The 21,400-nt window shown below is 66.5% G+C and carries 19 protein-coding genes and 1 pseudogene; 9 read left to right on the forward strand and 11 right to left on the reverse strand.

The annotated features are described in order from the left end of the window. Positions 1–6 precede the first annotated feature (6 nt). From CFE50_RS08520 to CFE50_RS08535, 4 genes are all read right to left on the reverse strand, one after another. Positions 7–1,560, reverse strand: coding sequence for an alkaline phosphatase D family protein (locus CFE50_RS08520; RefSeq protein WP_286732712.1), 1,554 nt, complete (start codon positions 1,558–1,560; stop codon positions 7–9). A gap of 61 nt (positions 1,561–1,621) precedes the next feature. Then, entirely contained in the window at positions 1,622–1,924 is a 303-nt protein-coding gene (locus CFE50_RS08525) for a putative quinol monooxygenase (protein ID WP_007159331.1), read from the reverse strand. 87 nt (positions 1,925–2,011) lie between these two features. Then, positions 2,012–2,416: an RcnB family protein gene (locus CFE50_RS08530; RefSeq protein ID WP_241808070.1), complete on the reverse strand. Its 405-nt coding sequence runs from the start codon at positions 2,414–2,416 to the stop codon at positions 2,012–2,014. An 84-nt stretch (positions 2,417–2,500) separates the two neighbouring features. Beyond that, positions 2,501–2,752, reverse strand: a complete 252-nt coding sequence (locus tag CFE50_RS08535) for a hypothetical protein (protein WP_241808069.1) — start codon at positions 2,750–2,752, stop codon at positions 2,501–2,503. A gap of 174 nt (positions 2,753–2,926) precedes the next feature. Between CFE50_RS08535 and CFE50_RS08540 the strand changes: the two genes are divergently transcribed. From CFE50_RS08540 to trmA, 3 genes are all read left to right on the forward strand, one after another. After that, positions 2,927–4,318, forward strand: a complete 1,392-nt coding sequence (locus tag CFE50_RS08540; RefSeq protein ID WP_283818321.1) for an MFS transporter — start codon at positions 2,927–2,929, stop codon at positions 4,316–4,318. Between the two features lie 124 nt (positions 4,319–4,442). After that, the gene (locus CFE50_RS08545) at positions 4,443–5,738 is read left to right on the forward strand and encodes an NCS2 family permease (protein ID WP_027602630.1); all 1,296 of its coding nucleotides are present in this window, start codon (positions 4,443–4,445) and stop codon (positions 5,736–5,738) included. Between the two features lie 63 nt (positions 5,739–5,801). Beyond that, positions 5,802–6,890 carry a tRNA (uridine(54)-C5)-methyltransferase TrmA gene (gene trmA, locus CFE50_RS08550; protein WP_286732723.1) on the forward strand — a complete coding sequence of 363 codons (1,089 nt, stop codon included), beginning with the start codon at positions 5,802–5,804 and terminating at the stop codon, positions 6,888–6,890. A gap of 208 nt (positions 6,891–7,098) precedes the next feature. Here the strand turns inward: trmA and CFE50_RS08555 are convergent, their stop codons facing one another. Together CFE50_RS08555 and ptrR are read right to left on the reverse strand one after the other, a co-directional pair. Beyond that, positions 7,099–8,019 carry a Gfo/Idh/MocA family protein gene (locus CFE50_RS08555; protein WP_286732725.1) on the reverse strand — a complete coding sequence of 307 codons (921 nt, stop codon included), beginning with the start codon at positions 8,017–8,019 and terminating at the stop codon, positions 7,099–7,101. Positions 8,020–8,069: 50 nt separating this feature from the next. Next, the gene (gene ptrR, locus CFE50_RS08560) at positions 8,070–8,954 is read right to left on the reverse strand and encodes a putrescine utilization regulator PtrR (protein WP_286732728.1); all 885 of its coding nucleotides are present in this window, start codon (positions 8,952–8,954) and stop codon (positions 8,070–8,072) included. A 109-nt stretch (positions 8,955–9,063) separates the two neighbouring features. Here ptrR and CFE50_RS08565 point away from each other — a divergent pair, with 109 nt between their 5' ends. The 4 genes and pseudogenes from CFE50_RS08565 (at position 9,064) to CFE50_RS22790 (ending at position 14,469) form a co-directional block, all read left to right on the forward strand. Then, a complete protein-coding gene (locus CFE50_RS08565; RefSeq protein ID WP_286732730.1) occupies positions 9,064–10,212 on the forward strand; it encodes a YbfB/YjiJ family MFS transporter in 1,149 nt (382 codons plus the stop codon). A 152-nt stretch (positions 10,213–10,364) separates the two neighbouring features. After that, positions 10,365–12,011 (forward strand): acetolactate synthase large subunit, encoded by a 1,647-nt coding sequence (locus tag CFE50_RS08570; RefSeq protein ID WP_286732732.1) that lies wholly within the window; start codon positions 10,365–10,367, stop codon positions 12,009–12,011. Positions 12,012–12,636: 625 nt separating this feature from the next. Beyond that, a pseudogene (locus tag CFE50_RS22785) lies at positions 12,637–13,611 on the forward strand (methyl-accepting chemotaxis protein); the annotation flags it as partial. Continuing rightward, on the forward strand, positions 13,606–14,469 hold the full coding sequence (locus CFE50_RS22790; RefSeq protein WP_502694692.1) for a methyl-accepting chemotaxis protein: 864 nt from the start codon (positions 13,606–13,608) through the stop codon (positions 14,467–14,469). The pseudogene CFE50_RS22785 and the gene CFE50_RS22790, both read left to right, overlap by 6 nt. 511 nt (positions 14,470–14,980) lie before the next feature. Here the strand turns inward: CFE50_RS22790 and CFE50_RS08580 are convergent. After that, complete coding sequence (locus tag CFE50_RS08580; protein WP_286732736.1) at positions 14,981–15,850, reverse strand: LysR substrate-binding domain-containing protein; 870 nt, start codon at positions 15,848–15,850, stop codon at positions 14,981–14,983. A 134-nt stretch (positions 15,851–15,984) separates the two neighbouring features. Between CFE50_RS08580 and CFE50_RS08585 the strand changes: the two genes are divergently transcribed. Beyond that, a complete protein-coding gene (locus tag CFE50_RS08585; protein WP_502694693.1) occupies positions 15,985–16,626 on the forward strand; it encodes a DUF998 domain-containing protein in 642 nt (213 codons plus the stop codon). Between the two features lie 34 nt (positions 16,627–16,660). Here CFE50_RS08585 and CFE50_RS08590 read toward each other — a convergent pair whose 3' ends face one another. Further along, positions 16,661–16,921 carry a DUF2798 domain-containing protein gene (locus CFE50_RS08590; RefSeq protein ID WP_241809868.1) on the reverse strand — a complete coding sequence of 87 codons (261 nt, stop codon included), beginning with the start codon at positions 16,919–16,921 and terminating at the stop codon, positions 16,661–16,663. A gap of 117 nt (positions 16,922–17,038) precedes the next feature. Between CFE50_RS08590 and CFE50_RS08595 the strand changes: the two genes are divergently transcribed. Then, the gene (locus CFE50_RS08595; RefSeq protein WP_286732740.1) at positions 17,039–17,956 is read left to right on the forward strand and encodes a LysR family transcriptional regulator; all 918 of its coding nucleotides are present in this window, start codon (positions 17,039–17,041) and stop codon (positions 17,954–17,956) included. A gap of 45 nt (positions 17,957–18,001) precedes the next feature. On the opposite strand, the gene CFE50_RS08600 is transcribed toward CFE50_RS08595, so the two are convergent. From CFE50_RS08600 to CFE50_RS08610, 3 genes are all read right to left on the reverse strand, one after another. After that, positions 18,002–18,853: a universal stress protein gene (locus CFE50_RS08600; protein ID WP_286732742.1), complete on the reverse strand. Its 852-nt coding sequence runs from the start codon at positions 18,851–18,853 to the stop codon at positions 18,002–18,004. A 12-nt stretch (positions 18,854–18,865) separates the two neighbouring features. Further along, complete coding sequence (locus CFE50_RS08605) at positions 18,866–20,350, reverse strand: SulP family inorganic anion transporter (RefSeq protein WP_286732743.1); 1,485 nt, start codon at positions 20,348–20,350, stop codon at positions 18,866–18,868. A 265-nt stretch (positions 20,351–20,615) separates the two neighbouring features. Continuing rightward, on the reverse strand, positions 20,616–21,317 hold the full coding sequence (locus tag CFE50_RS08610) for an ATP-dependent Clp protease proteolytic subunit (protein ID WP_241809864.1): 702 nt from the start codon (positions 21,315–21,317) through the stop codon (positions 20,616–20,618). Between the last annotated feature and the right edge of the window lie 83 nt (positions 21,318–21,400).

Below are 21,400 nucleotides of genomic sequence, written 5' to 3' on the forward strand. Positions count from 1 at the left end.
TCCTCGCTAGATCGGGGTGGCCCCCGGCCGCCCCCCCTCCACCACGAAGCTCGCCCGGGTGCCGCGCCTGGCATCCGGGCGGGTTCGGTCGCTGATGGTGCGCAGGTCCACCTGCAACCGCTCCCGCGTCAGCTCCAGGGCCAGATAGCCACGCTCCCGGCTGTCGAAGAAGCGCACCTGGGGATTTTCCGGCAACAGCGCCTGGAAGCGGCGGTAATCCGGTCCGTCCGAGGTGACGGAGGTGCCGACGAATTCGCTCGCCACCACTGGGCTCCGCTCGTCCTCCGGATCGCGGTGCAGATCCGTCACCCAGAAGGAATGGATATCCCCGCCCAGGGTCACCGGATTGGGCAGGCGACTTGCAGCCATGGCCGCCAGCAGGCGCTCCCGCGTGGCCGGGTAACCGTCCCAGCCGTCGGTCCAGCGCGCCGGGTCGCCATTCGGCAGGCGCTGGCGCAGGGGTGCCAGCAACAGGTCCTGGGCAATGAGATTCCACCGAGTACTGTTACGGCGAAAGCCATCCATCAGCCAATCCTCCTGCGCCTGCCCGAGCATGCTGCGTGTGCTGTCGCGCAGGCCGGGACAGTTCGGGGCAACGAGATGGCCACCCCGGGTCCGGGTCGTCGCGCAGGCCGGTTCGCTGCGGTATTGCCGGCCATCGAGCAGGTGGATATCCGCCAGGTCGCCAAAGCGCCACCGGTCATAGAGGTGCAGCGCGCTGCCCTGGATGCGCCAGGCGCGCAGCGGGGCGTGTTCGCGAAAAGCCTGGTAGGCCGCCTGCCGTCGTGCGGCGAAGGCGGCCAGACTGACTCGGGGATCCGCCGACCAGGGACCGGAATAGTCGTTCTGCACCTCGTGGTCATCCCAGGTCAGCAGGCTGGTGACATGGGCGTGCAGGTACTGCAGATCGGGATCGGTGCGGTACAGCGCATGGCGCCGCCGATAGCCGGCCAGGTCGCGGGCTTCCGGCAGGCCGTGGCGGCGGACCGCTGGCAGCAGCAGCGGCACATTGGACTCATAGATGTAGTCGCCGAGGAACAGCGCCAGGTCCGGCTGCTCGTCGGCCATGTGCCGATAGGCACTGAAGAAGCCCTTCTCATAGTGGGAGCAGGAGGCCGCCACCAGCTTGAGACGCTGCGGCGCGCTGGCCGGCGGCGGCAGCGTGAGGGCGCGACCGATGCGACTCTGATGCCCCAGGGCGGTGAAGCGGTACCAGTAGGGTCGCCCCGGCGGCAGACCGACCAGGGTGATAGGTACGCTGAAGGCCGCCTGGGGCTGCGCCTGGACCGTACCGCGCTGGATCACCTGACGCAGCCCCGGATCCAGGGCGACTTCCCATTGCACCTCGACCGGGGTACGCAGACCGCCCAAGCCATCCTCGGCCAGGGGATCCGGCGCCAGGCGGGTCCAGATGACGAAGCCATCGGCAGCGGGATCGCCACTGGCGACGCCTAGGGTGAAGGGATCCGGTTGCGGCTCACGCGCGCTGCATCCGGCGAACCAGGGCGCGCTCAGACCCAGGCCGAGCAGACCCAGCGCTTGACGTCTAGAGGAGTTCATCCAGGCTCCGCGAAAAGAGGCCAGGGTGACTCAGGCAAATGACAGCGCTATGTCGCCCGGCTCACGCCAGCGGTAATTCTTCCAGGATCATCACCTGGGGCGCCTCGGTGAGCAGGCCGTCGAGATCGCTCAGCAGCTGCTTGAAGTGCGCGGTCTGCTCGTGCTCGGCCAGGGCCTCGCGGCTGGCCCAGCGCTCGATGAAGACATAGCGGCCCTCGTGGCTCGGATCGCGGTGCGGGGTATAGAAATGGCAGGCAGCCTCGGCGCGGGAAGGGGCGACGATGGCGCGCAGGGCGTTTTCGACGGCGGCCGCCTGGCCGGGCTTGGCCTGCAGGATGGCGACGACGCGGATTTCACTGGTCATGCAAAAAACTCCGGAAAGGGTGCCTCAGCATGCCGCCTGGACACCCTGAACGCTACCGGGTCGACGACGCGACCCTGGCGCTGTAGATCACTGCTTGGCTTTGACGATCTTGCCGATCACCGCGTTGCTACGCTTTATCAGCACATAGTCCGACCCAATCTTGACCCACTGACTGTCTTCCCCAGGCTGCTCCAGACCGTGCTTTTTCCAGTCCTTGATCACGTACTCGTCACGGATGTACTTACGCGGCGCTCGGCCACCCTCTTCGAGTTCAAAGGTAGGATGATCAGGATCATGCGTGACCTTTTCTTCCCCCTGGTTGGCGTCCTTCTTGTTGACCTTGGTCTGATACTGCGGACTGGTGGGCTCGGAAGCTTCCTTGTCGGCGGCCGGCTTGGTTGGCGTCATGGACTCGGGCGCGGCCTGGACGTGGAGGGCGCCGGTCAGGACGACGGCACCAAGGGCCAGGGAGAGCAGCGATTGCTTGATCATGGGGTGTTTCTCCTCTGCATTCGAGGTTTTGACCCCTAGGCCAACGGAAAAGCTCCACGAATACCTACGGCTGCGCCTTTGGTCTTACCGGCGTTCGTCCTGGTCGACCTTCACCAGGGTCAGCACCGGCGGCAACTGGCGAGAGCGCTGAGTGGAAAAGGCGTCCAGCGAGCAGCTCAGGCGATAGGACTGCTGGCTGAGGCGCGAGGCCTCCTGACGCAAGGTCAGGAAATTGAGGAAATAGCGCTGGTGCTGGCGCTTGGCCTGGCTACCGCGTTCGAGCAGGCGCCGGGCTTCCGCCATGGCCATGATGTGGCTATCGGTCACGTCCTTCATGCAACGGCTTCCTCGTGGCGATGACGATTATCGAACCTGTCCCCTCTCGACTGTAGCAGCCTGCCCGGAAGACGGTGGTGAATCCTTTGACTTTTTATCGGCAAGCCAGGGCTGGCGCACCTTGCAGGACCTCAGGCAGAGTAGCCCGACCCCCCTGGCCTGAGGCGCCGCATCTTGGAACGCTGGAAGATTCTCGCCGGCCTGGTGAGCTTTACCTTTTTCATGGAAAACCTCGACGCCACCGTGATCGCCACGGCCCTGCCGCAGATGGCGGCGTCCTTCGGCCGTGATCCGGTGGACCTCAATCTGGGCATCAGCGCCTATCTGCTGGCCATCGCCGTGGGCATCCCGGTCAGTGGCTGGATCGCCGAGCGCTTCGGTCCACGACCGGTCTTTACGCTGGCTATTGGCGTCTTCACCCTGGCCTCGCTGCTGTGCGGGATGGCCCTCTCCCTCGAGCAATTCATCGCCGCGCGCATCCTCCAGGGGCTCGGCGGCGCGCTGATGGTGCCGGTGGGGCGGCTGGTGGTGCTGCAGGTCACCGAAAAGCACGAACTGGTGCGCGCCATCGCCCTCATCACCTGGCCAGGCCTGGTGGCCCCCGTGCTGGGCCCGCCCCTGGGCGGCCTGATCACCACCTATGCCGACTGGCGCTGGATCTTCTATCTCAATCTGCCGCTGGGGTCGATCGCCCTGCTGCTGGCCTGGCGCCTGGTGCCCGCCGACCTGCCAACCCAGCGCCATCCGCTGGACTGGCGCGGCTTCCTGCTGCTGGGCGGGGCCTGCGTCGCCTTCATGTGGGGCGTCGAACGGCTCGGCCAGAACCACGGCAGCCTGGGCAGCAACCTGGCCTGGATGGGGATAGGGCTGATTCTCGGCACCAAGGCGGTGCGTCACATGACGAAGATCGAACGTCCGCTGATCGATTTTGGCACACTGCGGATTCCCACCTACCGCGCCGCCATTCTCGGTGGTGGCCTGTTCCGCATCACCATCGCCACCGCGCCCTTTCTGCTGCCCCTGATGTTCCAGCTGGCCTTTGGCCTGGACGCCTTCCAGGCCGGCCTGCTGCTCCTGGCGCTGTTCGCCGGCAACCTGGCGGCCAAGCCCTTCACCACCGCCGCCATGCGCCGCTTCGGCCTGCGCACCATCCTGACCATGAACGGCCTGCTCAGCGCGATCAGCCTGCTGGCGTGCGGCCTGCTCACCCCGGATTGGCCGCTGCCGCTGATCGTGCTCCTGCTATTCGCCAGCGGGGTGTCCCGCTCGCTGCAATTCACCGCCAGCAATGCCCTGGCCTTCGCCGACATCCCCAAACCCCAGCTGAGCCATGCGTCCACCCTGTTCAGCACCAATTTTCAGCTGGCCATGGGCTTGGGCGTGGCCATCGCCGCCCTGCTGCTGCGCGCCTCGATGGAGTGGCACGGCCACCTCGATCCGCAGTTGTCGGACTTCCGGCTAGCCTTTTGCATAGTGGCCGTGCTCGGCATCCTGAGCACCCTGGATGCCTTCCGCCTGGCCCGCAACGCAGGCGATTCGGTCAGCGGGCACACCGCGAAAAGCTGACCGACCGGACAGTGCTCGACCCGATGCCGATTTGGGGGTAAGTCTTAGTGCCTTACCCGTGTTAACCGACCTGTTATGATGCGCGCCGTTTTTTCCGATCAGACCGGCGCGCACGAGGCATCCCATGCTGGAAAGACTCTTCCAACTCAAGGCCCACAACACCTCTGTCCGCACCGAATTGCTGGCTGGGGTGACCACCTTCCTGGCCATGGCCTACATCCTGTTCGTCAACCCGAGCATCCTTGGCGCCACCGGCATGGACAAGGGCGCGATCTTCGTTGCCACCTGCCTGGCCGCGGCCATCGGCTCGGCGCTCATGGGACTCATCGCCAACTACCCCATCGCCCTCGCCCCCGGCATGGGCCTCAACGCCTTCTTCACCTACACCGTGGTCCTGCACCTGGGCCATACCTGGCAGGTGGCCCTGGGCGCGGTGTTCCTCTCGGCGCTGATGTTCTTCCTGCTGTCGATCTTTCGCATCCGCGAATGGATCATCAACAGCATCCCGCTGCCGCTGCGCTCGGGCATCGCCGCCGGCATCGGCCTGTTCCTGGCGCTGATCGCCCTGCAGACCGCCGGCATCGTGGTGGGTAATCCGGCGACCCTGGTGGGCCTGGGCGACCTGTCCAAACCCGGTCCGCTGCTGGCCATCCTCGGCTTCTTCCTGATCGTCGTGCTCGAGGCGCGCAAGGTCACCGGCGCGGTGCTGATCGGCATCCTGGTGGTCACCGTGATCGCCATCGCTCTGGGCGTCAGCGCCTTTGGCGGCCTGGTCTCCATGCCGCCGTCGCTGGCCCCGACCTTCCTGCAGCTGGACATCCGGGGGGCCCTGGACGTCGGCCTGATCAGCGTCATCTTCGCCTTCCTGTTCGTCGACCTGTTCGACAACTCCGGCACCCTGATCGGCGTGGCCAAGCGCGCCGGCCTGATGGGCAAGGACGGCCATCTGCCGAAGATGGGCCGCGCCCTGATCGCCGACAGCTCCGCCGCCATGTTCGGCTCGCTGCTGGGCACCTCCACCACCACCAGCTACATCGAATCGGCCGCGGGCGTCTCCGCCGGGGGTCGTACCGGCCTCACCGCCGTGGTGGTCGCGGTGCTGTTCCTGCTGGCGCTGTTCTTCGCTCCCCTGGCGGGCAGCGTGCCGGCCTTCGCCACCGCGCCGGCGCTGTTCTTCATCGCCGTGCTGATGACCTCGGGCCTGGCCGAGATCGAGTGGGACGACCTGACCACCGCCGCCCCGGTGCTGGTCACCGCTCTGGCCATGCCGCTGACCTATTCCATCGCCAACGGCATCGCCTTCGGCTTCATCACCTGGACGGTCATCAAGCTGCTGTCCGGCCGTACCCGCGAGCTGAATTCGGCGCTGATCGTGCTGTCGATCCTGTTCGTCATCAAGCTGGGCTGGTTCAACGCCTGACCCGCCACCCTCGGGGCCCTGGTCCCGAGGGTTTCCCCGCCTCATCGTCTCTCCGGATCTACCATGTCCCAGCCTTCCTTCGCCCCCGCCGACTACCAGACCCAACTCGATGCCAAGGCCGGTCGCCTGCGCGACCTGCTGGCGCCCTTCCAGGCGCCCGAGCCGGAGGTCTTCGCCTCGCCGCTGCAGCACTACCGACTGCGCGCCGAATTCCGCCTGTGGCGGGAGAACGAAGAGCGCCACTACGCCATGTTCGCCCCGGGCGACAAGCACACGCCGATCCTCATCGAGGACTTCCCCATCGCCAGCCAGCGCATCAACGACCTGATGCCCCGGCTCAAGGCCGGCTGGCAGGCAGACGTGGCGCTGTCGTTCAAGCTGTTCCAGGTGGAATTCCTCACCACCCTGAGCGGTGATGCGGTGATCACCCTGGCCTACCACCGCCCGCTGGACGCCGCCTGGCAGGCCGCCGCCGAGCGCCTGGCCGCCGACCTCGGCGTCAGCCTGATCGGTCGCTCCCGCGGTCAACGCCTGGTGATCGGGCGTGACCATGTGATCGAGGAGCTGGAGGTGGCCGGCAAGACCTATAGCTATCTGCAACCCGAGGGCGGCTTCACCCAGCCCAATGGCACCGTCAACGGGAAGATGCTGAGCTGGGCCCATACCGCCCTAGGCGAGCGCGACGACGATCTGCTGGAGCTCTATTGCGGCAATGGCAACTTCACCCTGCCGCTGGCCAGCCGGGTCCGCAAGGTGCTGGCCACCGAGGTGAGCAAGACCTCGGTCAACGCCGCCCTGCACAACCTGGCCAGCAATGGCGTGGACAACGTCAGCCTGGTGCGCCTCTCCGCCGAGGAACTGACCCAGGCGCTCAACGAGGTCCGTCCCTTCCGGCGCCTGGCCGGGGTGGATCTCAAGAGCTATGAGTTCGGCACCGTCTTCGTCGATCCGCCGCGCGCCGGCATGGATCCGGACACCTGCGAACTGACCCGCCGCTTCGAGCGCATCCTCTACATCTCCTGCAACCCGGAGACCCTGGCCGAGAACATCGCCCAGCTGCAGGACACCCACCGCATCACCCGCTGCGCCCTGTTCGACCAGTTCCCCTGGACGCACCACATGGAGAGTGGGGTGTTGCTGGAGCGGCGTTGAGCATCGAGCCAGCCCGCGTGGAAAAGGCTGCGCCGTTTTCCACCCTACGCCGCAGCTGAGCGCCTTTCTCCCTTGGGAAGAGGGTTGGGGTGAGGGAAGCCAACAAGCCAAGCCACCCTTGTTGGGCTTCGCTGCGCTCAACCCAACCTACACGAGCCCCAGGTGGCGCACCCTCTACCTCGGGGAGAGGGCTGGGGTGAGGGTCCCCTTACTCGTGAAATTCCGCCACGGTCTCCCGACGGCCATAGAGGAAGGCGTCCGCTACATGGCGCAGTGGGGCCACGTCGACGTCGGAGCGATTTGCGGCGACCAGTTCGGCGAAGCGGGCATAGAGACCGGCGTACTCCTGATCCGGCCCCTGGTGGCTCAGCTGGCCGTCCAGATAGAGCTCGCTGCCGCCCTTGCTCAGGGTCAGGCGACCCGCATCGGTGTCGACATGGATGTCCCAGGTCTGGGGACCGGTCTGCAGGAAGTCGAAGTCGGCGGCGATGGGCACCCCGGCGCTGTCGACGAAGGCCAGTTGCGCCGCCACTGGGGTCTGGCAGTTGCCGGGCACCTGCAGCGTCGCCTCCTTGAGAAAGAACGGCCGCGGCAGGATGGCGGTGACGATGGACAGGGCATTGATGCCCGGATCGAAGACGCCCATGCCGCCCGGTTCCCAGATCCAGGCCTGCCCCGGATGCCAGACGCGCACGTCTTCCTTCCACTCGATCCGCACCGCCTGGATGCGCTTGCCTTCCAGCCACGCGCGGGCCGGCTGCACGCCCTGGGCATGGCGGGAATGCCAGGTGGCGAACAGCGAAAGACCGGCCGCCTCGGCCTGGCGGGCCAGGGCATCCACCTCGCTCAGGGTCGCCCCCGGCGGTTTTTCCAGCATCACGTGCTTGCCCGCGGCCAGGGCCTCGCGGGCCTGTTCGTAGCGCACCGCCGCGGGCGCGCAAAGCGACACGGCGTCGATCGCCGGACCGTCTTCGAGCAGGGCGCTCAGGCTGGGATAGTGGGCGACGCCGTCGAGCTGGGCATTGCGGCTGGCCACGGCGACCAGCTCGTAGTCGGGATTGGCGGCGAGCGCCGGCAGGTGCTGGTCACGGGCGATCTTGCCCAAACCGACGATGGCTATTCTTATCATGATCGTCCTCGGTAAACGGTAGGAAACCGCCACCTAGGATCGGGCAATCATCACACCAAAGCAACAGCTTCGCGGTCGGTCTGCAGGCTCTCGCGCAACTCCAGCCAACTGCGCAGATTGGCCCCCTCGCGGCCCTTGCGCCACATCAGCCAGGTGGTGGCCCGGGCGAAGCGTGCCTGGATTTCGTGACGCTGCACCCGCTCGCGACCGGGCAGGCTGTCGAGCATGGATTCCGGCATCAGCGCCACTCCGCCGGTGATCACGCAGGCCAGCATGCTGTGGTAGGACTCGATCTCCATCACCGGTCCGCTGGGCACCCCGGCGGCGGCGTACCAGGTGTCCAGGTAGCGACGATAGGAGCAGCCGGCGCGAAAACCGAACACTGGGCGCCCCGCCACGTCGGCGGGCGAACGCACCGGACCGAGTTCCAGCCCGGTGATCAGCACTAGGCGCTCCTCGAACCAGGGCTGGCCTTCCAGCGCCGCGTCGGGCGCCGGGCCGTCCACCAGGGCGGCGTCCAGGCGCCCGGCCAGCAGGCCCTCGACCAGTTCGCCACTGGGGCCGCTGTGCACCTGCAGATTCACCTTGGGATAGCGCTGGTGATAGCGGGCCAGCAGCCCCGGCAGGTGGATGGCCGCGGTGCTGAACATGGAGCCCAGCACAAAGGTACCGGCCGGCTCGCCGCCCTGCACCGCGCTGCGCGCCTCGTCGGCCAGGGCGAACAGGCGATGGGCGTAGTCCAGCAGCCGGTGGCCAGCGGCGGTCAGGTGCAGCCGTTGGCGCTCGCGCAGGAACAGCTCCGCCCCCAATTTGTCTTCCAGCTGGCGCAGGCGCGTGGAGAGATTGGACGGCACCCGATTGAGCCGCTCGGCGGCCTTCACCAGGGAACCCTCCTCGGCCACCGCCTGGAAGATGCGTAGCTCTGCGAATTCCATGAATCACCACCCTTCTCTTTAGCTGAACATCTATTTCTCTATTATTCGTTTTTATTGATTAACTTCAAGGCCTAGGCTGTACCCATCCGCTCGCTACTGGAGTCTTGCGATGACCGCCACCACCCGCCTGCTGGCCTGCCTGCTGGCCCTGGCCACCGCCATGGGCATCGGCCGCTTCGCCCTCACCCCCGCCCTGCCCCACCTGATCGCCGAGGGCCAGATCGACCTCACCGGCGCCAGCCTGCTGGCCGCGGCCAACTACCTGGGCTATCTGCTGGGCGCCCTGGATGCCCTCTTCGCCCGCCGTACCCATGCCCGGCTGGTCGGCGGCCTCTGGCTCTGCGCCGGCCTGACCCTGGCGTCGCTGCTGGCCGATGGCCTGGCCGCCCAGGCGCTGCTGCGCTTCGGTACCGGGCTGGCCAGCGCCTGGGTACTGGTGATGGTGACCGGTCTCAGCCAGCCCCTGGCCGCCGAGGCCGGCCGGCCGCGCCTGGGCGCCCTGGTCTTTACCGGTCCCGGGGTAGGCATCCTGATCAGCGGTCTGATGGCCCTGGTCAGCAATCGCCTGGGCGGTGACTCCAACCAGCTGTGGCTGAGCTACGGCCTGCTCGCCAGCGTGGCGACCCTGGCGCTGCTGCCCCTGCTGCCACGGCGCGGTCCGGCCACCCCGCTACCCAGCGCCGCCGCGGCGCCGGCCAAGCGCTCCCCGGCCTTTAATCGCCTGATCCTGGCCTATGGCCTGGTGGGCGTCGGCTACATCCTGCCGGCGACCTTTCTCTCGCAGATGGCCGCCAGCCGCTTCCATGGCCAGTGGCAGGCCGACCTCTTCTGGCCCGGCTACGGCCTGGCCGCGGCCCTGGGCGTGGTGCTGGTCAGCCTGAGGCGCCCGGGCACCGATACCCGCCGCTGGCTGATCGCGACCCTCTGGCTGCAGGCCGCGGGCGTGCTGCTCTGCCTCCTGCCCGGTAGCCTGGCGCTGTTCCTTGGCGTGCTGCTCTGCGGCGGTCCCTTCCTCGCCTGCATGCAGTTGGTGATGCAATACGGCCGCGAGCTGGCGCCGGCCACGCCGCAACGCAACGCCGGGGTGCTCACCGCCAGCTTCGCCACCGGCCAGTTGCTCGGTCCGCTGCTCGGCGCTGCCAGCAGTCACTATGCCGGCGATCTGCAACCGGCCCTGGTGATCGCCGCGCTGGGTCTGCTGTTCGCTGGTCTGCAACTGCGCCGCGCCCGGGCGTCGCTACAGCGCTGCGTCGCCTGAATCGTTTCCGCTGCGGCCATTCGTCACAGAAGTAAAACTGGGTGGTTCCTTGTTTTGAAATATTTCGCCGTTCCTGAGTACAGTGGTCGCCGCGCCTCATAGAGGAGGCGCCTCAGGCGCTCGCCATCCACCCTACAAGGAATACAACACTCATGATCAAGGCCTCCGATCTGGTCGTTCGCTGCTTGGAGAACGAGGGTGTGGAATACATCTTCGGCATTCCCGGCGAAGAGAACCTGGACCTGCTGGAATCCCTGCGTCGCTCCTCGCAGATCAAGCTGATCCTGACTCGCCACGAGCAGTCCGCCGGCTTCATGGCCGCCACCTACGGCCGCTTCACCGGCAAGACCGGTGTCTGCCTTTCCACCCTCGGTCCAGGTGCCACCAACCTGGTCACCGCCGGCGCCTACGCCTACCTGGGCGGCATGCCGATGCTGATGCTGACCGGCCAGAAGCCGATCAAGAAATCCAAGCAGGGGCGTTTCCAGATTCTCGACGTGTGCCGCATGATGGCGCCGCTCACCAAGTACACCCACCAGTTCGCCTCCGCCGACAACATCCCGTCGCGCATCCGCGAGGCCTTCCGCCTCGCCGAGGAAGAAAAGCCCGGCTCCGTGCACCTGGAACTGCCGGAAGACATCGCCGACGAGCACACCGAGAGCCTGCCGGTCCCGCCGAGCCTGAGCCGTCGTCCGGTCGCCGAAGCCAAGGCCATCGCCGCCGCCGTCTCCAAGCTGGAAAACGCCCGCAGCCCGGTGCTGGTGCTGGGCGCCGGCACCAACCGCAAGATGACCGCGCGTGTCCTGCGCCAGCTGATCGAGAAGACCGGCATCCCTTTCGTCACCACCCAGCTCGGCAAGGGCGTGGTCGACGAGCGCCATCCGCGCTTCCTGGGCAACGCTGCCCTCTCCGCCGGTGACTTCGTGCACCGCGCCCTGGAGTCCGCCGACCTCATCGTCAACATCGGCCACGACGTGATCGAGAAGCCGCCGTTCTTCATGACCCGCGGCGGCACCGAGGTCATCCACATCAACTTCCGCTCCGCCGAAGTCGATCCGGTGTACTTCCCGCAGGTCGAGGTGGTGGGCGACATCGCCAACGCCATCTGGGAGATCAAGGAGCGCATCGAGGTCCAGCCCACCTGGGACTTCGATCGCCTGCTGACCATCCGCGAAGCCAACGAGGCCCATGTCGCCGAAGGCGCCACCGACGACCGCTTCCCGGTCTATCCGCAGCGCTTGGTAGCCGATCTGCGCCACGTGCTGCCGTCCGACGGCATCGTCGCCCTGGACAACGGCATCTACAAGATCTGGTTCGCCCGCAACTACAAGGCCTACATGCCCAACACGGTGCTGCTGGACAACGCCCTGGCCACCATGGGCGCCGGTCTGCCGTCGGCCATGGCCGCGCGCCTGGTGCACCCCAACACCCCCATCGTGGCGGTGTGCGGTGACGGCGGCTTCATGATGAACAGCCAGGAGCTGGAAACCGCGGTGCGCCTGAAGATGAACCTGGTGGTCATCATCCTGCGCGACGACGGCTACGGCATGATCCGCTGGAAGCAGGCGCAGATGGGCTTCGAGGACTTCGGTCTGGACTACGGCAACCCGGACTTCGTCCGCTACGCCGAAAGCTACGGCGCCCACGGCCATCGCGTGGAAAGCGCGGCGGCCTTCGCGCCGCTGGTGCAGCACTGCCTGGACACCCCCGGCGTGCACGTCATCGACTGCCCGGTGGACTACTCCGAGAACGACCGCATCCTGCACCAGGACATCAAGGAGCGCAGCGCGGCGGTGTGATCGGCGGGCTCCGCCCATCCAGAGAACGCCCCGGCCTAGCGGTCGGGGCGTTTTCATTTCTGCTGGAGAAAGTACCCAGCCCTCTGCCACCCCTTGGTCAACGCCATATAGTCAAACCAATAGCTGACAAGACCCTGACAGAACGGAAGGTACGATGTAGGACCTCCTCGCACCCTGCCGACTGTCCTCGTAATCGCGCAGCCTATCGCCCAAATTCGAACATTACGGCGATTCAGGCTCTATTAGGCAGCCTTTAGGAATCGTAGTAATCGAGGCATCCACCCCCGTCCTTGAGCCGACCGTCCGACTGCCCTGATCTCGACGGCGTGGCGGATCGGGGGATCCGGCCGCTGAGGCCGAATGCCAATGGCGATTTCTCCAGGCCAATCCGTGGTTACCCGCACAAGATGCCAAGCGCCCCCTTCGCGCCGGCCGGTCCCGCCGGCTGGGTGACGAATCGACAGAGGCTGCCGTAACCGCGAAGCATGAGGCGCCAGGCTACCGAGCCGGCGCCTTCCACCGCGCCGCTATCCAGGTAGTCCACATGCAGCAAAATGGCTGGAATCCACTAAGTAATCTCACTGTCAGGGCCAAGCTGGGCCTTGGCTTCGCCCTGCTCATCGGCATGATCCTGCTGGTGGCCTATACCGGGTGGGCCGCCACCGATACCCTGCGCGATCGCAGCGAGCGCATGAATGACATCGCCACCTACAGCACCGTAGCTCGCGACATGCGTATCGAACGGCTGGTTTACCTCACCAAGGCCGATGACGCCCAGGCGGCCAAGTGGCTCGCCGCACTGGAAAAGACCGAAGGCCAGTTGCACAGCATCGTTCCGTACTTCAACGCCCCCGTTAACCGGACCCTGCTGGACGAGGCGGACAACGCCCTCAAGCGTTATCGCGACTTCTACAATCAGACGATCGCCGCCACCCGCGAGCGGGAAAGCATCCGCAAGACCGCCAGCGCCTCGGCGGAGACAGCCAATGCCCAGCTGCTGACACTGGCCGAAGCAGCCAATGGCGAGACCGGTCGTCCGGCGGATCGCCAGCAGGTGGCCGCCCTGTTCATCGGCGTGCAGCGCATGAGGATCGATTTCCGTGGCTACGCCACCACCCCCGGCAAGGACAGCGAGCAGACGGCGCGTACCTCGATCGGCGCGGCGCTCACCCAGGCCAAGGCGCTCGGCGCCACGGCGTTGCCCACCGAGGCCGTGCAGAAGCTCGTCAATGAAATCACCGGCTACGGACAACGTCTCGACCAGCTGGTGACGGCGCAAGCGCAGGTAGACCAGGCTCAGGGCGGTATCACCACCACCATTACCACACTGCTTTCCGTCGCCGACAAACTGACCGCGATCCAGCAGGACTTTCGTGAGGCCGATGCGGCCAGTGCCCGTCAGTTGCTGCTGATCTGGCTGGCGGTCGCCATTGTCCTGGGCTCGGCCTGTGCCTGGCTGATCACCCGCTCCATCGTCAAGCCGCTGCAGGACACCGTGGCCCTGGCCGAAAGCGTCGCCAACGGCGATTTCACTCATCAGCAGGCGGTCACCCGCAAGGATGAACTGGGCGCCCTGCAGACCAGCATGCAGCGCATGACCGGCAACCTGCGGCGGCTGATCGGCGAGGTGCGCGACGGGGTGGTCCAGGTAGCCAGTGCCGCCGAACAGCTGTCGGCGGTCACCGAACAGACCAGCGCCGGCGTGCAGTCGCAAAAGGTCGAGACCGACCAGATCGCCACCGCGATGCAGGAGATGACCGCTACCACCCACGAGGTGGCGCGCAACGCCGGGGACGCGGCCAAGTCCGCGCTGGAGGCCAGTCGCCAGGCCCAGCAGGGCGAGCAGTCGGTGAGCAAGGCGGTCAGCCAGATCGAGGTGCTGGCGCAGGAAATGGAGTCCACCAAGGCGGCCATGGCCACCCTGCGCGGCCATGCCGACAGCATCGGCGGCGTGCTCGACGTGATCAAGGCGGTTTCCGAGCAGACCAATCTGCTGGCGCTCAATGCCGCCATCGAAGCCGCTCGCGCCGGCGAGGCAGGCCGCGGCTTTGCCGTGGTCGCCGACGAGGTTCGCGGCCTGGCCCAGCGCACTCGCTCCTCGACGGACGAGATCGCCCAGCTCATCACCGGCCTGCACCAGAGCACCGATCGCATGGCGACGGTGCTCGACCACAATGTGCAGCTGACCGACAGCAGCGTCGGCCTGTCGCGCGAGGCGGGCGAGATGCTCAAGCGCATCACCCAGTCGGTCAAGGACATCGAGTCGATGAACGAACAGATCGCCTGCGCCGCCGAGCAACAGAGTTCGGCCGGCGAAGAGATCAGCCGCAACGTCACCAACGTCCGCGACATCTCCGACCAGACCGCCGCCGCCAGCGAGGAGACGGCCTCTTCGAGCATGGAGCTGGCCCGCATCGGCGTGCGTCTGCAGGAGATGACGGCGCGCTTCAAGGTGTAGGTCTGGCGCCGGGGGCCTCCCTCACCCCGACCCTCTCCCATGGGGAGAGGGGGCGCACCCGGTGTGGCCCGCGTAGGGTGGAAAACGGCGCAGCCTTTTCCACGCGGACGAGCCCACTGCGATAGCGGCTTCACTGCAAACCAACCTGCAGATCGCTCACCCCGCCCCTCTCCCCAGGCAGAGGGGCGTACCCGCTATGGCCCGCGTAGGGTGGAAAACGGCGCAGCCTTTTCCACGCGAAAGAGCCTGCTGCGATAGCGACTTCGCTGCAAACCAGCCTGCAGATCCCTCACCCCGTCCCTCTCCCATGGGGCGAGGAGGCGTACCCAGTGTGGCCCGCGTAGGGTGGAAAACGGCGCAGCCTTTTCCACGCGAAAGAGCCCGCTGCGATAGCGGCTTCGCTGCAAACCAGCCTGCAGATCCCTTACCACGCCCCCAGGTAGAGGGGCGCACCCGCTATGCCCCAGCGCAGGGTGGAAAACGGCGCCGCCTTTTCCACCCTCGGGTTCCCCTACTCCAGGCTGGCCTCCTCCAGCAGCCACCGCTCGAAAAGCGCCAGCGTCGGATCGACAGCCTCCGCGGGCCGGGTCACCAGCACATAGCGCTCGCGCAATTCGGGCATGGCCGGCCAGGGCGCCTGGAGGCGGCCGGTGGCCAGGTCTTCCTCGATGTAGCGCTGGGGCACCAGGGCCATGCCGAAACCGGCCTTGGCGGCTTCGATCAGCAGCGAATAGCGATCATAGGTAGGGCCGGTCGCCTGGACACCCAAGGGCAGTCCGGTGAGCGCGGCATAACGACGCCAGCTGTGCGGACTCTCCCGCTTGTGCAACAACGGCAGACTGGCCGGCGGATGATCGGCCAGTCGCGGATGACAGACCGCGACCAGTGGCGCCTCGAACAGCCGCTGCACCCTCAGGCTCTGCCAGGCCGGATGCTCGTAGTTGATCGCGGCATGCAGGCCGCTGTCTTCCAGGGCGAAGGGCTGCGTCCGCTCGCGCAGGTTGACCTGGATCTCCGGATGGCGCTCGTGGAAACGCGCCAGGAGGGGGATCAGCCAGCGACCGGCCAGGGTCGGGATGACGCCGATTTCCAGCGTCGTGGCGCCGCGGGCCTGGGCGATCAGTTGCTGGGTATGGCGCTCGATGTCGGCGAGCGCCGTGCGCATCTGCGCGGCATAGCCGGCACCGGCGGCGGAGAGCTCGACGCGATTGCCGATCCGATTGAACAGCCGGACACCCAGCGCAGCCTCCAGCTTGGCGATCTGCCGGCTGATGGCGCCCTCACTGAGCGCCAGCTCCTGCGCGACCCTGGCGAAGCTGAGATGGCGGGCAGCCGCCTCCAGGGCTACCAGCGCCGTGGTGCTGGGCAGGCGTCTAGTCATCGGCGGTCATCCTTGGCGGCGGGGCGGCACAGGATGACGCCAGGGCAAGCTGCCTTGCAAAAAAATCCGTAACGCTCGCCGGCCAGCGCCTCCTAGCATGAGCGGATCTCAAGACCCAGGAAGCGCGAGCCATGATGACGAGGACGTCCACCTTGAACAGGGTCGACCGGGTTCTGCTGGGCATGGGTCTGGTGATTCCTGTCTGGCTGACGATCGGTGTAGGACTGACCGCCCTGGCCTATCCCGGCTATAGCCATGTCGACCACGCCCTGAGTCGGTTGGGCGCCATCGATGCGCCTACCCAGGGCTTTTCCGCCTGGATCAACAACCTGCCGCTCGGCGTGCTCTTCGTGCTGGTGGCCCTGGGCCTGGCCCGGCGCTTTCGCGGTTCGCACCTGGCTTGCCTGAGTGCGGCCCTGATCCTGCTGCATGGCCTGGCGAGCTTCGCCACCGGCGTCTTTCCCTGCGATCAGGGCTGCGCCCCGGTGCAGCCCTCGCGCTCGCAAACGCTGCACAACCTGGCGGGCCTGGTGATGTTCCTGTCGCTGACCCTGGCCAGCGCACTCTGGGGCTGGCTTGGCAGGCGCCTGCTGGCCTCGCCAGGCTTTGCCTGCTTCTCGATCCTCTGTACCGCGCTGGCGCTGGTCACCGCGGCCCTGATGGCGGGAGCGGTCACCGACGGCCAGGGCTTCGGCCTCTACCAGCGCCTCAACTACGCCACGGGCGTCTGCTGGCTCGCGGTCCTGGCCTGGCTGGCCCGGCACGAACGCGGGTAACCGGCGGCCAGCGGCGAGCGCCACGGCGGACGCCTCAGGCCTGCACGGTCAGGGCGACCAGCCGCGCCACCAGCGGTCTGACCAGCAACACGCAGACGAACGCCGCAGGCATCGCCACCTGATAGGCATTCATCACATTCCTGAAGTAATAGGCATCGAACCCGAACTCGGCCAGGGTGATCACTAGGCACATCAGCAAGGCCATGATGGTCGACATATAGAGGGCGAACACATAGGGCGTCACGCCCTTGGGCAGGCGTCGTCTGGCGGTAAGCGCTGGAGTCTGGGAATTCATCGGCTAGTCTCTGGTGGATGGGCGAGGCCAAGCTAACAAGCAGCGGAACCGGCCGGTAGCCGCGTCGCCGTTGGTTCACCTTCAACAGAAATCAACGAATACAGCGATAGGGATCTCGTGGACATCCTGGGTTTGATCAGTACCTATATCAAGGTCGTGGAAGCCGGCAGCATCGCCGGGGCTGCCCGTGGCCTGGGCCTGAGTGCGACCGCGGTGAGTCAGAGCCTGGCCCGGCTGGAGGCGCATCTGGGCGTGCGCCTGCTGTCGCGGACCACGCGCCGCCTGGCCATGACGGAAAGCGGGGCCCGCTATTTCGACAAGGTCCGGCACATCCCGCAGGAGGTCGAGAGCGCCGCCCAGTCGGCGACCCTGGCCAGCGAACCCCAGGGAGCGCTGCGGGTGGCGACCACCGCCGCCTTCGGCCGGCATCTGCTGGCGCCGCTGCTGCCGGCGTTCAAGCGCCGCTATCCGGGCATCGACATCGAATTGATCGGCTCCGACCGGCGCCTGGATCATCGCCTGGAACAGATAGACGTCAGCCTGAGGATCAAGGCGCAGCTCAGCGACAACCTTGTCGCCCGACGCATCGCGTCCCGGACTTTCCTGTTCTGCGCATCGCCCGCCTATCTGGCGCACGCGGGCACGCCGCGCACTCCGGAAGACCTGCAGCAGCATGCCTGCCTGCTGTTTCGCTATCCCACCGACGGTCGCTATCTGCCCTGGCGATTCGAACGCGAAGGCCAGGTGTTCGAGGCAGCCACGCGCCCCGGCTTCGTCTGCGACGACATCGACATGCTGGCGCAGATCGCGGTGAACGGCGGCGGCATCGCGCGCCTGGCGGACTTCGTCGCCCTGCCGCTGATCGAGCGCGGGCAGCTGATACCGCTGTTCGGCGCGGATGGCCAGGGCGCCACGTCGGCCCAGTCGGAAGCCATGGACATATATGCCTGCGTCGCCGAACGTTCGGCGCTGACCGGCAAGGTGCGCGCCTTCATCGACTTTCTCGAAGAGGCGTTGCCGCCCAAGGCCGTCTAGCCGGGCTCGCGGGTCCTGGTCGCGATCCTGACCAGGGCCGCTCTCTCAGGCGCGCAGTACCAGGGTGGTGATGTCGGTGTGACGCAGCATGTGAGAGGTCTGGCTGCCCAGCAGGAAGCGCCTGGCGGCAGAATGGCTGTAGGCGCCCATCACCAGCAGGTCGGCCCGAGTGGCATGCACCCGGTCGGGAATCGCCTCCTCCGGATGCCCGGCAACGAGATGCGTCGTCACCGTGCTGCCACAGGACCTCAAGAGATCCGCAGCGGCTTCCAGTCCGGCCAGTCGGGCCGGGGTGGTGTCGCCGACCTGCAGGATCTCGCCCTCGAGCCCCGACAGCAGCAGACTCCTGGCGACGCGCAACAGACCCTGGTGAGTGGTTTCGCTGCCATCGTAGGCGACCAGATAGCGCCGGGGCTCGATGAAATCGGCAGCGCAGACCAGGATGGGCCTGTGCAGCATCCGCACCACCGTTTCCAGCTGGCTGCCGATCCCACGACTGCCGGAGTGCTCACCGCGCTTGCCGATCACCAGCACGCCCAGCTCGGCCTCCAGTTCGCGCAGGGTATCCGCCAGATAGTCATGACGCTGGAGCGTCGTCGGCGCCGTCGCCACCCCCCGCGCGTGCAACCGCTGCAGGGCTCCGGCCAGCAGCGCCTCGCCGTCGGCCCGCGCCAGGCGGGCACGCTGCTCGTCCAGCCGGGCCAGCGCTTCGAGCAGGTGCTCGCGCGAGCCGAGGCCGATGGCGCCGCTGGTGTCAGGTGAGGTCGGATAGAGGCTGCGTTCCAGGACGTGCAGCAGGGTGATGGGCAGCGCAAGGCGGTGGGCCAGCCAGGCGCTGTGGTCGCAGACACTGCCCGCCAGGGGCAAGCCGTCGATACAGGCGATGATCTTGCTCATGGGTGTCTCTCCTCAATGGCCCAGCAGTTCGCTGCCGGCCCCCGGCTTGTCGTGGATGCCGAAGCGATCGACCAGGGTCGCGCTGGCCTGGTCGAGGTCGAGCACCTGCACGGTCACGCCTTCCCGGCGATACCTGAGCACGACCTTGTCCAGGGCGGCGACGGCGGTGATATCCCAGAACTGGGCCGCCTTGAGGTCGATGCGCACCTCGTCGAGCACCTCCTTGAAATCGAAGGCGGCGAGGAAGGCCGCGGTGGAAGAGAAGAACACCTGGCCCTGCACCTCGTAGCGGCGTACGCCGGGCGCCTCCAGGCGAGAGATGATGGTCAGCTGGTGCCCCACCTTGTTGGCAAAGAACAGCGAGGCCAGCAAGACCCCGACCAGCACGCCGAGCGCCAGGTTGTGGGTAGCGACCACGACCACCACGGTAGCCACCATCACCAGATTGGTGGAAAGCGGATGACGCCGCAGATTGCGGATCGAATCCCAGCTGAAGGTGCCGATGGAAACCATGATCATCACCGCGACCAGGGCCGCCATGGGGATGCGCGCGAGCCAGTCGCCCAGGAACACCACCATCAGCAGCAGAAAGACGCCTGCACAGAGGGTGGACAGCCGCGTACGGCCCCCGGATTTCATGTTGATCACCGACTGGCCGATCATGGCGCAGCCCGCCATACCACCCAGCAGACCCGCAGCGATGTTGGCGATCCCCTGGCCCTTGCACTCGCGATTCTTGTCGCTGGGCGTATCGGTGATGTCATCGACGATGGTGGCGGTCATCAGCGACTCCAGCAGGCCGACCACGGCCAGCGCCAGCGAATAGGGCAGGATGATCAGCAGGGTGTCTAGGGTCAGGGGCACCTGCGGCCAGAGCAGTACCGGCAGGGTATCGGGCAGCTGACCCATGTCGCCCACCGTGCGAATGTCCAGGCCCAGGGCCAGGGAGACGGCGGTCAGCACCAGGATGCAGACCAGCGGCGACGGCAGCATCCGGCCCACCACCGGCAACAAGGGGAACAGATAGATGACGCCCAACCCGGCGGCGGTCATGGCGTAGACCTCCCAGCCGACATGGGTCAGCTCGGGCAACTGGGCAAGAAAGATCAGGATCGCCAGGGCGTTGACGAATCCCGTCACCACGGAGCGGGACACGAAGCGCATCAGCGCGCCCAGGCGCAGATAGCCGGCGGCGATCTGCAGCACCCCGGTCAACAGGGTGGCGGCCAGCAGGTACTGCAGGCCGTGTTCCTTGACCAGGGTCACCATCAGCAGCGCCATGGCGCCCGTGGCCGCCGAGATCATCCCCGGCCGACCGCCGACGAAGGCGATCACCACGGCGATGCAGAAGGAGGCGTAGAGCCCCACCTTGGGATCGAGCCCGGCGATGATGGAAAAGGCGATGGCTTCCGGGATGAGCGCCAGGGCGACCACCAGGCCGGACAGCACGTCGTTCTTCACATTGGAGAACCAATGCGTCTTGAGGGTATGCAGCATAGATAACTCGCACCTGTGCCTGACCCATCGAGCAGGTGGCAAACGCCGGATCAGGCGTGAATGTCAGGGTGGGCAGCCGCCACGTCGCGGGCGCGACAGGACGGCAAGCGTCCTTGCAACAGGCAAGGACGAGGAAGGCGCGAGCTATGGGGGACTGGGTTGCCAGTCAGGAGAAGGGCATTGCATAGGTCGAAGATAGCACGAAAGCGAGTGCGCCTGTAGACCGCGCCGGGATCTGGCCCCGACGCCGAGCCTTGACCTGGCCCTATCTGCCCCCGCCGTCGCTGATGAAATAGGCGGCACGGTCGCTCCCCTCGGGTAACTGGTCCTGCGCCCTGGTGATCAGGCCGATGTCCTTGGCGGCCGCGTAATTCAGATGTCGGCTGTTGCTTTCGGAGGACAGCAACGTGGCGAGGGCGTCCGGCGCCAGCTTCAGACAGCTCTTGTAGATCTCGCTGAATTTCAGGTTCGCCCGCTCCGCATCCTGCACTGCCTGTCTGGCCTGATCAGGCTTGATGAATCCGTTGGCGGCTATCTCCGCCGCAGCCGGATGCAAGAGAAAGCTCGAGAGCGGTTCGGCATAGCGATCCGTGGCCGCGCAATAGATCATCGTGGCCGCGGAATCGGTAGCGGCCGCATTGATGACATTGACATGCAAGGGATAGTGCCGGATGAACTCGTAGGCGACATAGCCGGCATTCATCATGCCGCCGCCACTGTTGAGATGGAGATTGACGTTCTTGGTAGTGGGATATTTGAGTGCTATGTCGCTCAAGGCGGCCAGCAGGGAGCTGACCGAACGATCGTTGATGCCGCTGTTGAAGTACACCGACGCGGTATCGGCAGTGGTCGCACTGCCTTCCCCGCGGATGACGGTCATGTCGGCCGCAGCCTCCGTCAGCCAGCTCGCGGTCAGCAGCGCCAGGACGACCCTGGGCAGCCGTGGCGCACGCGTCGAACGTCTCATCCCCGCTCGCTCCCTTTTCGGCATCAGGACTGAAAAGGTAGATGGCACGTCTTAAGGCCGGCTTAACCCACCGGGGTGCGCAG

It is taken from the genome of Pseudomonas sp. PGPPP4 (assembly GCF_002256045.1).
Lineage (GTDB): Bacteria > Pseudomonadota > Gammaproteobacteria > Pseudomonadales > Pseudomonadaceae > Chryseomonas > Chryseomonas oryzihabitans.

Bases quoted from the DNA above. Each gene is read 5' to 3' on its own strand.
- CFE50_RS08520 (WP_286732712.1), bottom strand. From the start codon at position 1,560: ATGAACTCCTCTAGACGTCAAGCGCTGGGTCTGCTCGGCCTGGGTCTG.
- CFE50_RS08525 (WP_007159331.1), bottom strand. From the start codon at position 1,924: ATGACCAGTGAAATCCGCGTCGTCGCCATCCTGCAGGCCAAGCCCGGC.
- CFE50_RS08530 (WP_241808070.1), bottom strand. From the start codon at position 2,416: ATGATCAAGCAATCGCTGCTCTCCCTGGCCCTTGGTGCCGTCGTCCTG.
- CFE50_RS08535 (WP_241808069.1), bottom strand. From the start codon at position 2,752: ATGAAGGACGTGACCGATAGCCACATCATGGCCATGGCGGAAGCCCGG.
- CFE50_RS08545 (WP_027602630.1), top strand. From the start codon at position 4,443: ATGCTGGAAAGACTCTTCCAACTCAAGGCCCACAACACCTCTGTCCGC.
- trmA (WP_286732723.1), top strand. From the start codon at position 5,802: ATGTCCCAGCCTTCCTTCGCCCCCGCCGACTACCAGACCCAACTCGAT.
- CFE50_RS08555 (WP_286732725.1), bottom strand. From the start codon at position 8,019: ATGATAAGAATAGCCATCGTCGGTTTGGGCAAGATCGCCCGTGACCAG.
- ptrR (WP_286732728.1), bottom strand. From the start codon at position 8,954: ATGGAATTCGCAGAGCTACGCATCTTCCAGGCGGTGGCCGAGGAGGGT.
- CFE50_RS08565 (WP_286732730.1), top strand. From the start codon at position 9,064: ATGACCGCCACCACCCGCCTGCTGGCCTGCCTGCTGGCCCTGGCCACC.
- CFE50_RS08570 (WP_286732732.1), top strand. From the start codon at position 10,365: ATGATCAAGGCCTCCGATCTGGTCGTTCGCTGCTTGGAGAACGAGGGT.
- CFE50_RS22790 (WP_502694692.1), top strand. From the start codon at position 13,606: ATGACCGGCAACCTGCGGCGGCTGATCGGCGAGGTGCGCGACGGGGTG.
- CFE50_RS08580 (WP_286732736.1), bottom strand. From the start codon at position 15,850: ATGACTAGACGCCTGCCCAGCACCACGGCGCTGGTAGCCCTGGAGGCG.
- CFE50_RS08585 (WP_502694693.1), top strand. From the start codon at position 15,985: ATGACGAGGACGTCCACCTTGAACAGGGTCGACCGGGTTCTGCTGGGC.
- CFE50_RS08590 (WP_241809868.1), bottom strand. From the start codon at position 16,921: ATGAATTCCCAGACTCCAGCGCTTACCGCCAGACGACGCCTGCCCAAG.
- CFE50_RS08600 (WP_286732742.1), bottom strand. From the start codon at position 18,853: ATGAGCAAGATCATCGCCTGTATCGACGGCTTGCCCCTGGCGGGCAGT.
- CFE50_RS08605 (WP_286732743.1), bottom strand. From the start codon at position 20,350: ATGCTGCATACCCTCAAGACGCATTGGTTCTCCAATGTGAAGAACGAC.
- CFE50_RS08610 (WP_241809864.1), bottom strand. From the start codon at position 21,317: ATGAGACGTTCGACGCGTGCGCCACGGCTGCCCAGGGTCGTCCTGGCG.